This window comes from Actinomadura geliboluensis (assembly GCF_005889745.1).
Classification (GTDB): Bacteria; Actinomycetota; Actinomycetes; order Streptosporangiales; family Streptosporangiaceae; genus Spirillospora; species Spirillospora geliboluensis.
In genome coordinates, this window is record NZ_VCKZ01000005.1 from 55572 (window position 1) to 66394 (window position 10823).

At 73.3% G+C, this 10823-nt stretch carries 12 protein-coding genes; 10 read left to right on the forward strand and 2 right to left on the reverse strand.

The features are described from left to right. Positions 1-5 precede the first annotated feature (5 nt). Both ETD96_RS01940 and ETD96_RS01945 read right to left on the reverse strand, forming a co-directional pair. Complete coding sequence (locus tag ETD96_RS01940; RefSeq protein WP_138633014.1) at positions 6-1859, reverse strand: APC family permease; 1854 nt, start codon at positions 1857-1859, stop codon at positions 6-8. Continuing rightward, positions 1852-3024 carry an ammonium transporter gene (locus ETD96_RS01945; protein ID WP_240807111.1) on the reverse strand — a complete coding sequence of 391 codons (1173 nt, stop codon included), beginning with the start codon at positions 3022-3024 and terminating at the stop codon, positions 1852-1854. Before ETD96_RS01945 ends, ETD96_RS01940 begins: the two co-directional genes overlap by 8 nt. A 271-nt stretch (positions 3025-3295) precedes the next feature. Between ETD96_RS01945 and ETD96_RS01950 the strand changes: the two genes are divergently transcribed. The 10 genes from ETD96_RS01950 to ETD96_RS01995 are packed head-to-tail and all read left to right on the forward strand — an operon-like array spanning position 3296 to position 10781. Then, the gene (locus ETD96_RS01950) at positions 3296-4288 is read left to right on the forward strand and encodes an urea transporter (protein ID WP_138633020.1); all 993 of its coding nucleotides are present in this window, start codon (positions 3296-3298) and stop codon (positions 4286-4288) included. A 52-nt stretch (positions 4289-4340) separates the two neighbouring features. Beyond that, positions 4341-4652, forward strand: coding sequence for an urease subunit gamma (locus ETD96_RS01955; RefSeq protein ID WP_138633023.1), 312 nt, complete (start codon positions 4341-4343; stop codon positions 4650-4652). Further along, positions 4649-5404 (forward strand): sirohydrochlorin chelatase, encoded by a 756-nt coding sequence (locus tag ETD96_RS01960; protein ID WP_138633026.1) that lies wholly within the window; start codon positions 4649-4651, stop codon positions 5402-5404. Before ETD96_RS01955 ends, ETD96_RS01960 begins: the two co-directional genes overlap by 4 nt. Beyond that, complete coding sequence (gene ureB, locus ETD96_RS48040) at positions 5397-5861, forward strand: urease subunit beta (RefSeq protein WP_138633029.1); 465 nt, start codon at positions 5397-5399, stop codon at positions 5859-5861. The genes ETD96_RS01960 and ureB overlap by 8 nt, the downstream gene beginning before the upstream one ends. A 2-nt stretch (positions 5862-5863) precedes the next feature. Then, entirely contained in the window at positions 5864-7591 is a 1728-nt protein-coding gene (gene ureC / locus ETD96_RS01970) for an urease subunit alpha (RefSeq protein ID WP_138633032.1), read from the forward strand. Continuing rightward, a complete protein-coding gene (locus tag ETD96_RS01975) occupies positions 7588-8310 on the forward strand; it encodes an urease accessory protein UreF (protein ID WP_138633035.1) in 723 nt (240 codons plus the stop codon). Before ureC ends, ETD96_RS01975 begins: the two co-directional genes overlap by 4 nt. A 20-nt stretch (positions 8311-8330) precedes the next feature. Further along, positions 8331-8963: an urease accessory protein UreG gene (ureG, locus tag ETD96_RS01980; RefSeq protein WP_138633038.1), complete on the forward strand. Its 633-nt coding sequence runs from the start codon at positions 8331-8333 to the stop codon at positions 8961-8963. After that, entirely contained in the window at positions 8948-9922 is a 975-nt protein-coding gene (locus ETD96_RS01985) for an urease accessory protein UreD (protein ID WP_240807113.1), read from the forward strand. The genes ureG and ETD96_RS01985 overlap by 16 nt, the downstream gene beginning before the upstream one ends. Further along, positions 9919-10413: a fluoride efflux transporter FluC gene (locus ETD96_RS01990; RefSeq protein WP_171068807.1), complete on the forward strand. Its 495-nt coding sequence runs from the start codon at positions 9919-9921 to the stop codon at positions 10411-10413. Before ETD96_RS01985 ends, ETD96_RS01990 begins: the two co-directional genes overlap by 4 nt. After that, positions 10410-10781, forward strand: a complete 372-nt coding sequence (locus ETD96_RS01995; RefSeq protein WP_240807115.1) for a fluoride efflux transporter FluC — start codon at positions 10410-10412, stop codon at positions 10779-10781. Before ETD96_RS01990 ends, ETD96_RS01995 begins: the two co-directional genes overlap by 4 nt. Positions 10782-10823: the final 42 nt, after the last annotated feature.

The window sequence follows — 10823 nt, forward strand, 5'->3', positions numbered from 1 at the left end:
GGCGCTCAGCCGGTGACGCGGTGCGGGACCATGCAGACCGGGACGTCCGGGACGTGCTCGCGCACCGCCTCCGCGAGGAGCAGGCTCCGCTGGTCGTAGAGGAACCGGTACCGGGGCCGGCTCGACTCGACGATCGGGATGAGCACCATGGACGGGCCGCCGTCCGCCGCCACCCGCCGGACGTGGTCGACGACGGGGCGGATCCTCGCGTCCTGCGGGCTGTCGAGGACGGTCAGCCGCACCCCGGGGTCCCAGCGGTCCCACCGCTCCCGGAGGGCGCGGGCGTCCTCCTCGCCGGTGCGCACCGCGACCGCGGCGACGTCGCCGCCGATGCTGAGCGCGGTGCTCAGGGCCCGTTCCGCCACCGTGCCGATGTCGTCCACCGGCACGATGATCTGCCACGCGGCGGGGGCCGCGTCCGGCCGGTGCGCCGGGACGCGGCCGAGCCGGAGCTCGGCGCCGACGCGGTCGTAGTAGCGGCGGATCCGCGCGAACAGCAGCATCAGCAGCGGCACCGCGACGACGACCGCCCACGCGCCCTCGGCGAACTTGGTGACGAGCAGGACCGCGGTCGCGACCGCGGTGAGGACCGCGCCGGTGCCGTTCAGCAGCGCCTTGCCCGCCCACTGGGGCGGGCGGAGCCGCGCCCAGTGCAGGACGAGCCCCGCCTGGCTGATGGTGAACCCGGTGAACACCCCGATCGCGAACAGCGGGAGCAGCCGGTGCGTCCGGGCGTCCACGGCGATCAGCAGCACGGCGGCGGCCGCCGCCACGGCGAGGACGCCGTACCGGTGCACCGGCCGCTCGCCGCGCAGCGTGAACAGGTGCGGCAGCCTGTGGTCCTTGGCGAGCAGGCTGAGCAGGACGGGCAGGCCGCCGAAGCTGGTGTTGGCGGCGAGCGTCAGCGCGACCGCGACGATCAGCCCGGCCGCCTGGTAGAGCCAGCCGGTGCCGTAGGCGCCCGCGGTGAGCTGGGCGAGCAGCGTCACGCCGGCGCGCGGGGCGAGGACGTCCCGCCGGATCAGCAGCGCCAGCCCGATGAGCATCACGCCGAGCAGCGCGCCCAGCATCAGCTCGGTGCGCTGCGCCCGCGCGACGCGCGGCCGGCGGAACATCGGCACCCCGTTGGCGATGGCCTCCACCCCGGTCAGCGCGGCGCATCCGGCCGAGAACGCCTTGAGGATGAGCAGTACGCCCAGCGCCTCGTGCGGCTGCGGGAGGACCGCGCCGCCGACGGACGCGACCGGGTGCCCCCGGACCAGGCCGACCACGATGATGCCGAGGACGGTGGCGATGAACAGCAGGGTCGGCGCCATCAGGAAGCGGGCGCTGTCGGTGATCCCGTAGAGGTTCACCGCCGTGAGCACCAGCAGCACCGCCAGCGCCACCGCCAGCGTGTGCGGGCGCAGCGCCGGGAACGCCGAGGCGAGGGTGGCGGCGCCCGACGCGAGGCTGACCGCCACGGTGAGGACGTAGTCCACGATCAGCGCGGCGGCGGCGAGCATGCCCATCCGCGGCCCCATGTCCGTCTTCGCCACCGCGTAGGACCCGCCGCCGTCGGGGTGCACGGCGATCACCTGCCGGTACGACACCACCAGCACGATGAGCAGCGCGACGATGGCCAGGGTCACCGGCAGGGTGCGGCGCACCTCGGTGAGGCCCGCGGTGACCAGCACCAGCGCGATCGCCTCCGGCCCGTAGGCGACGGAGCTGAGCGCGTCCAGCGACAGCGCGACCAGTCCCTGCGGGCTGGTGAGGTGGCTCTTGTCGCCCTCCCCGTGCCGCCGCTGGAGCTTCGGCCGCCGCGGGCCCGAGAACGGCCCGCGCGCGTGGACGAGCGCCCGGCCGGGATCAGTCATCGGCGAACGCGGCGTCCATGCCCCGCGCCTGCTCCTCCTCGGTCGTCCGCATCCGGAACAGCCGGTCGATGATCTTGCCGATGAGGTAGGTGGCGAGGAAGGCGTAGGCGGCGACGGCGAGCACCGCGACGACCTGCTTGCCGAGCACCGAGGCCGGGCCGCCGTAGAACAGCCCCGGCGTGCCGCGCTCCCAGCCGGTGGACAGGAAGCCGAGCGCCACCACCCCGACGATCCCGCCGGCGCCGTGGATCCCGACGACGTCGAGGGTGTCGTCGTACCCGGCGACGAGCTTCAGCTCCACCGCGTAGCTGCACACCAGCGCGGCCAGCACGCCGACCGCGAACGCGCCCTCGACGCTGACGAAGGCGCAGGACGGGGTGATGGCGACCAGCCCGGCCAGCGCGCCGCTGGTGGAGCCGAGCTTGGTCAGCTGCCGGAAGCGGAGCCATTCCAGCGTCCGCCAGGCCAGCATCCCGGCGCAGCCCGCGATCATCGTGCTGACGAAGGCCCGGGTCGCCAGCGCGCCGTCGGTCAGCGCCGATCCGGCGTTGAAGCCGAACCAGCCGAACCACAGCAGGCCGAGGCCGAGCAGCACGAACGGGATGTTGCCCGGGCGGGGGCCCTCGCCGCGCCGGAACGCGATGCCCGGCCCCAGGACGATCGCCATCGCGAGCCCCGAGATGCCGGAGTTCAGCTCGACGACCAGCCCGCCCGCGAAGTCCATGACGCCCCATTTGCTGAGCCATCCCGAGTCGGCGAAGACCCAGTGCGCGATGGGGAGGTAGACCACGGTCACCCACACGATGACGAACAGGACCCACGGCCCGAACCGGGCGCGCCCCGCGATCGAGCCGCTGATCAGCGCGACCGTGATGATCGCGAACGTGAGCTGGAAGCAGACGTAGATCTGCTTCGGGATGGCGCCCTGCAGCGCGGTGGGCGCGATGTGCCCGAGCCGCCAGTCGCCCCAGCCGATGAGCCCGAGGCCGCCCGCGTCCTCGCCGAACGCGATCCCGTACCCGTAGAGGAACCACAGGATCGTGACGAGGCTGATCGAGATGAAGCTCATGTAGAGCATCGACAGCATGTTCTTCGAGCGGACCATGCCGCCGTAGAAATAGGCGAGGCCGGGAGTCATGAGGAGCACCATCGCGGTGCTCACCATCAGCCAGGCGGAATCCCCCGTATTGAGGCCCGTCGACATATGCGAACCAATCGTCGATCCGTCTCGACCCGAGAGCGCGGCGGGTGAGCTTCCGCATTTATGGTTCGCGTCCGGACGGTCCGGCAAACTCGACATTCCATGCCTTGACCAATGATTTGCCGCCAACGGTTTTTCTCGGTGCGGAAACGTGGGAAGCGTCCTGGTTGTCGTGCACGTTGTTGAACGCGGGCCGTTGGGGCGACGCGGATCCGGGCCGTCCGAAGGAGCATCCATGGCGTCATCGCCGCCGTCCGAGGACGCGCCCGGCGAGCAGCACGGCGAGGACCCGGCCCCCGCGGCGGAGCGGGCGCGGAACGCCCTCCTGACGATCCCGCGGGGCATCGCGCAGGTCGAGTTCCAGCCCAACGTCTGGACCGGCCTGATCTTTCTCATCGCGCTGTTCGTCGGCGGCTGGCAGTTCGGCGCGTTCGCGCTGCTCGGCGTCGGCACGGCCACCGCGACCGCGTACCTGCTCGGGGTCGACCGGAACCGCGTCTCGCTCGGCCTCGAAGGCTTCAACGGGACGCTGATCGGCGTCGCGCTGGTGCTCTACCTGGGCACGGACTGGTCGACGGTCCCGCTGGTCGTCGGCGGGGCGGTCGCGGGCAGCGTGCTCACGGCGGCGCTGAACTCCGTGCTCACGCCGTACAAACTGCCCACCTTCACCGCGCCGTTCTGCGTGGTGGCCCTGGTGATGGCGATCGGCGCGCCGTCCTACGCCCGGGTGTGGGCCGGGCACAACAACTCCGCCCCGCCGTCGGCCACCGACCCCGGCACCGCGATGACCTGGACCGACTTCTGGCACGGGTTCTTCAACGGGATCGGGCAGGTCTTCTTCCAGGACAAGTGGTACGTGGGGCTGATCTTCCTGATCGGCCTCGCGGTGTCGAGCCGGCTGGTCGCCGCGGCCGCGGCCGCGTCCAGCCTGATCGGCCTGCTCACCGGCTGGTGGCTCGGCGCGCAGGCGGCCGACCTCGGCGCCGGCCTGTACGGCTACAACGCGGTACTGACCGGGATCGCGCTGACCGGGACGTTCGTCGTGCTCAGCCCGGCCGGCGTGGCCTACGCGGTGGTCGGGGCGGCGACCGCGGCGGGCCTGACCGCCGGTCTCACCAACCTGTTCAACGTGGTCGGCGGCCACACCCTGACCTGGCCGTTCGTGCTGGTCACCTGGGTGTTCCTCGCCGCCGTCCCGATCTTCTCCAGGATCCGGCGGGCCGCATGAGGGGTGCGCCGCCGTCCGCGTCCCGGCGGAGTCCGGGCAGAAAGGGGCATCGATGAACCTGTCACCACGAGAGATCGACAAGGCGCTCATCTTCACCGTCGCGCAGATGGCGGAGCACCGCCGGCAGCGTGGCCTGAAGCTCAACCACGGCGAGACGGTCGCGCTGATCAGCTCCGCGATCGTGGAGGCCGCGCGGGACGGCAAGACCGTCTCCGACTGCATGGAGCTCGGCAAGAAGGTCGTCGGACCGGACGACGTGATGCCGGGCGTGCGCGGCATGCTGTCGCTGATCCAGGTCGAGGCCGCGTTCGACGACGGCACCAAGCTCGTCTCCTGCCACGACCCCGTCGGCGGCGGCAAGTGACGGGAGCCCCCGGCCGCGCCGTCCTGCCGGTCGGCGGGCACGAGAGCGCCCCCGCGGCCGGGGTGCACGGCCCCGGGCGGGGGCTGCGGACCGCGCTGCGCGGCCTGCCGCGCGCCGTCGCGGTCCCGATGACGCTGGGCCGCGACCCGGACCTCGCGCCCGCGGCCGCGCAGACCCTGGCCTGGGCGGCGCGGGACCGGGCGCCGGGGGACCTGCTGCTCGCCGAACCGCTCGGCACGGTGACGCATCTCGTGGGATGGATCCGCGCGGTCGCCACGCGGGTCGCGCGGACGGTGGACGGGCCGGACGCCGTGCTGCTGGTGGCGCCGGCCGCGGGGCCCGACGCCGACGCGGAGCTGTTCAAGGTCGCGCGGCTCGTCTGGCACGGCCTGCCGGTCCGCCGGGTGGAGGTCGCCTTCGACGGCGGTGAGCCCGGCGTGGCCGAGGGCGTGGAGCGCTGCCGCCTGCTGGGGGCCCGCGGCGTCGCGGTGGTGCCCGCCTCGCTCGTCCCGCCCCCGCCGTGCCCCGGCGCGGTCGCCGCCGGGCCGCTGCTCGCGCCGGCGGCCGTCGCGGCCCTGGTCCGCGAGCGCGCCGCCGAAGCGGAGCGGCGCTGGGCGCACGCCCGCGACGACGGCCTCGGCATCGCCGCGGGGCACGGCCACGGGCACGGGCATGGCCACGGCGACGCGAATTACCACGCTTTTTCTGAGAACACCGAGACGACCCTGGAGGGGATGGCCGCTCATGGCTGACGAGATCTATATGTTCGGCGACGGAGAGATAGAACTGAACAGCGGCCAGCGCCGGGAGACGCTGACCGTTGAGAATACCGGGGACCGGGCCGTCCAGATCGGCTCGCATTTCCATTTCTTCGAGGTCAACCGGGCGCTGAGCTTCGACCGGGAGAAGACCTTCGGGATGCGGCTCGACATTCCCGCGGGAACGGCCGTCCGGTTCGAGGCGGGCGACACCAAGAAGATCCGGCTCGTCGAGTACGGCGGCGGAATGCGCATCGTCGGGTTCGGCGGGCTGCTCAACGGCAGCGTCCGGTCCAAGTCCGCGCGCGAGGCCGCGTTCACCCGGATGCACGAGTGGGGCTACCTGGACACCGAGGTGCCGAGCGGCGACGGGTCGGGCAACGGGCACCGGGCCCCCGCCAAGCGGGGCGCCCGCGCGAAGGCCGGCGCGGGCCGGTCGAGGAAGGGCTGACGATGGCGACCACGATCTCCCGCGAGAAGTACGCGAGCATGTACGGCCCCACCGTGGGCGACCGCATCCGCCTCGCCGACACCAACCTGGTGGTGGAGGTGGAGAAGGACTTCAACGAGGGCCACTACGGCGACGAGACCCAGTACGGGGGCGGCAAGACCGCCCGGGACGGCATGTCCGCCGACCCGGCCTCGCTGAGCGCGACGACCACCCTGGACACGGTCATCACCAACGCGGTGATCATCGATCCGCTGCTCGGCGTCGTCAAGGGCGACATCGGCATCAAGAACGGGCGGATCGCGGGGGTCGGCAAGTCCGGCAACCCGCACACCCAGAACGGGGTGGACCGGCGGCTGATCGTCGGGGTGGGCACCGAGGTGATCTCGGGGGAGAACCTCATCGCGACCGCCGGCGCGATCGACTCCCACGTCCACTTCCTCGCGCCGCAGCAGGCGCAGCACGCGCTGAGCAACGGCATCACCACCCTGCTCGGCGGCGGCACCGGGCCAGCGGACGGCAGCCGCGGCACCACCTGCACGCCGGGACCGTGGAACATCTCCCGCATCCTTCAGGCGTACGAGGACATCCCGATCAACATCGCCGTCTACGGGAAGGGGAACGGCAGCCTGCCCGGCTCGCTGGACGAGCAGCTGCGCGCCGGCGCCTGCGGGCTGAAGGTGCACGAGGACTGGGGCACCACGCCCTCGGTCATCGACTGCGCGCTGCGCGTCGCCGACGACCACGACGTGCAGATCTCCATCCACACCGACACGCTGAACGAGGCCGGGTTCGTGGAGGACACGATCAGCGCGATCGACGGCCGCGCGATCCACACCTACCACTCCGAGGGGGCCGGCGGCGGGCACGCGCCCGACATCCTGCAGATCACCTCCGAGCCGAACGTCCTGCCCGCCTCGACCAACCCGACGCTGCCCTACACGGTCAACTCGGCGGACGAGCTGCTGGACATGACGATGGTCTGCCACCACCTCAGCTACGACGTCCCGGAGGACCTGGCGTTCGCCGAGAGCCGCGTCCGCCCGGAGACCATCGCGGCGGAGACGGTGCTGCACGACCTCGGCATCATCAGCATCATCGGGTCGGACTCGCAGGCGATGGGCCGGGTCGGCGAGTCGGTCACCCGCGCCTTCCAGGTCGCGCACCACTGCAAGGACAAGCGCGGCCCGCTGCCCGAGGACTCCGCGCGCAACGACAACACCCGCGTGCTGCGCTTCCTGTCCAAGGTCACCATCAACCCGGCCCGCACCTGCGGCATGGCGAACGAGATCGGGTCGCTGGAGGACGGCAAGCTCGCCGACATCGTGCTGTGGCCGGTCCGCTCGTTCGGCGCGAAGCCGGCCATGGTCATCAAGGGCGGGCTGATCAGCTGGGCGGAGATGGGCGACCCGAACGCCTCGCTGCCCACCCCGCAGCCGGTCTACTTCCGGCCGACCTTCGGCGCCTACGGCAGGGCGCTGCGCGAGACCTGCGTGACGTTCATGTCGGACGCGGCGATCTCCGAGGGCGTCCCGGAGAAGCTCGGGCTGGAGCGGATCATCCGGCCGGTGCAGCAGTGCCGCACCGTCGACAAGCGGCACATGATGTACAACTCGACGCTCGCCGAGGTCAGGGTGGACCCGGAGACGTACCGGGTGACGGTGGACGGGGAGCGCGTCACCATCGACCCGGCCCGCTCGCTGCCGCTGAACCGGCTGCACTACATCGCATGACCGACGTCCGGGCGGAGGGGAGGCCGGAGGCCGGCGGGCTGGAGACGCTGCTCGCGCAGCTGCAGCTCACCGACTCCGGCTTCCCCAGCGGGCTCTACACCCTGTCGCACGGGCTGGAGGGCCACGCCCAGCTCGGCCTGGCCGGCGCGGACGACCTGCCGGCGCTGGTGGCGGACCTGGTGCGGGCGGCGGGCACCGGCGACGCGGCGGCGCTGGCGCTGGCGCACCGGGCGGTGACCGCCGGCGACTGGGACCTGCTGGTGGAGGCCGACCGCAGGCTGCACGCGCTGAAGCTCGGCCGCGAGCAGCGGACGGCGTCGGTGCGCACCGGCCGGCAGGTGCTGGAGAACGCCGGGCCCGCGTTCGGCTCGGCCCCGGCGGCGCGGCTCGCCGGCCTCGTCGCGGACGGCGTCGCGCCCGGCACCCACCCGGTCGCCGTGGGCGCGATCCACGCGGGGCTCGGCGTGCCCGTCCGGGACGCGGTGGCGAGCGACCTGTACGCGTTCGCGGCGAGCTGCGCGGCGGCGGCGGTCCGGCTCGCCCGGATCGACTTCCGGCGGGCGCAGGCGCTGCTGCGGGAGCTGCGGCCGGAGCTGGTCCGCGCGGCGGAGACCGCGCTGGCCGCCCGGGACCCCCGCGACCTGCACGCCTCGACGCCCGCCGCCGACGCGGTCGCGGCCTTGCACGAGCGGGCCGAGGCCCGCCTGTTCATCACCTGAGAGAGCGGAGGACGGACGCCATGGAACTGGACCAGGTGTACAAGGTCGGCATCGGCGGGCCGGTGGGGTCGGGCAAGACGGCCCTCATCGAGGCGCTGGTCCCGATCCTGGTGGAGCGCGGGCACCGGCCCGGCGTGATCACCAACGACATCTACACGCAGGAGGACGCCCAGCACGTCCGCCGCACGCTGGCGGGCACGCTCGACGCCGAGCGCGTCGTCGGCGTCGAGACGGGGGCGTGCCCGCACACCGCCGTCCGGGACGACCCCACGATGAACCTCGCGGCGGCGTCGGAGCTGCTCGACCGGTTCCCCGACATCGACGTGCTGCTGTTCGAGAGCGGCGGCGACAACCTGACGCTCACCTTCAGCCCGGCGCTCGCGGACGTGTACGTGTTCGTCCTGGACACCGCCGAGGGGGAGAAGATGCCGCGCAAGCGCGGGCCGGGCACCACCGACTCCGACCTGCTGGTCATCAACAAGATCGACATCGCCCCGTACGTGCGCACCGACCTCGCGGTGATGGAGGGCGACGCGCGGAGGGTGCGCGGGACGCGCCCGGTCGCGCTGACCGACTGCCTCACCGGGACCGGGGTCGCCGAGGTGGCGGACTTCGTCCTGGAGCGCCGGGAGGCGCTGTGCTCACCGGCGTGACGGCCCCGCCGGACGGCGTCTCCGGCGACCTCGCCCGGGCGGCGCCGGAGCGGTGCGCCCCGGCGTGGCTGCCCCCGGGGGTGGCGCGGTACGCCGCGGCGCCGGACACGCTGCCGGTCGGCTCGCCGGGCAAGGTCGGCGTGCTGGAGCTGGGCTTCGCGACGGCCGGCGGCCGGACGGAGCTGACCGGCTGCTTCCAGAAGGCGCCGCTGCACACCACCCGTCCGCTGTACCTGGACTCCGCCCGGCCCGACATGCCGTACGTGCTGTTCATGACGGCCGGCGCCGGCGTGCTGCAGGGCGACCGGTACCGCCTCGTCCTCGACTGCGGGCCGGGGACGGCCGTGCACTTCACCACCCAGACCGCCACGCGGATCTACCGGATGGAGCACGACTACGCCACCCAGGTCGTCGATCTCGCCGCCGGGCCGGGCAGCCACGTCGAGTACCTGCCCGCGACCACGATCCCGTTCGGGGAGTCGCGGTTCTACCAGCGCATGAGCGTCACCGCCGACCCGGAGGCGACCGTCGTCGTCGGCGAGAAGCTGATGGCCGGGCGGCTCGCCCGCGGCGAGTGGCACGCCTACGACGCCTACTGCACCGACCTGGAGGTCCGCGACCCCGGCGGCCGGCTGCTGTTCGCCGACCCGCTCCGGCTCATCCCGGCCGAGCACGGACCCGCCGGCCCCGCGGTCATGGACGGCTTCGGGCTCATGGCGTCGCTGTACGTCATCACGGGGGCGAAGCCCGCGCGGGAGGTCGCCGACACCATGCACGAGGCGCTCGCCGGGACGGGGCTGCGCGGCGGGGCGAGCGTCCTTCCCGGCGGCTGCGGGGCGTGGGCGCGGATGCTCGGCGACCGCTCCCCGGAGGTGGACGCCGGGTTCCACCGCACCTGGGACGCAGCGCGTCGGCTGCTGCTCGGCGTCCCCGCGATGCCGCCGGGGGCCGGCGCGTGAAGGAACCGCTGTGGGGGCGCCTGCACAACCGCGAGCGGGCCGAGGCGCGCGTCCTGCACCCGCACAAGGGGCCGCCGCCCCTGCCGGGGCTGAAACCGAGGGTGATCGCGGACATCGCGGTGGGCGGCGCGCTCGGCGCGCTCGCCCGTTACGGGCTCACCCAGGCGATCCCGGCGGCCAAGCTCGGCTTCCCCTGGAACACCTTCACCGTCAACATCCTCGGCTGCCTCGTCATGGGCGTCCTGACCAGCTACCTGCTCGGGGGCCGCGCGCACCCCTACGTGCGGCCGCTCGCCGTGACCGGCTACCTGGGCGGGTTCACGACGTTCTCGCACCTGATCGACGGCGTCTACACCCTCGGCGACGGCGGGCGGCCGTCCCTGGCCATCGCCTACGCGCTGGTCAGCGTCGCCGTCGGCTGGGCCGCGATCGCCGTGGGCCTGGCGGTCGGCCGCAGGATCCCGCACCACGACCCCGGGAGCGCGCCGTGACGACGTTCATCGTGGTGCTCCTCGTCCTCGCCGGCGGCGCCGTGGGCGCCTCGATGCGCTACGTCCTGGACGGCTACGTCAAGGCCACCGCCGGCAAGTCCATGCCGTGGGGGACGCTCGCGGTGAACCTGCTCGGCGCGGGCGCGCTCGGCGCCCTGCACGGGGCGGGGACCGGAACCTACGTCGAGGCGCTGATGGGCACCGGCCTATGCGGCGCGCTGACCACGTTCAGCACCTTCGAACTCGACACCGTCCACCTGATCCAGGACGGCGCGTACACCAGGGCGGCCGTCAACGCCGCGGGCAGCCTGATCCTCGGGTTCGCCGCGTTCATCGCCCTGCACGCCGCCTTCGCGCAGCTGGCCTGACGGCCGGCGCGCCGAAGCCGCCCGGCGGGTCCGGGGAGGCAC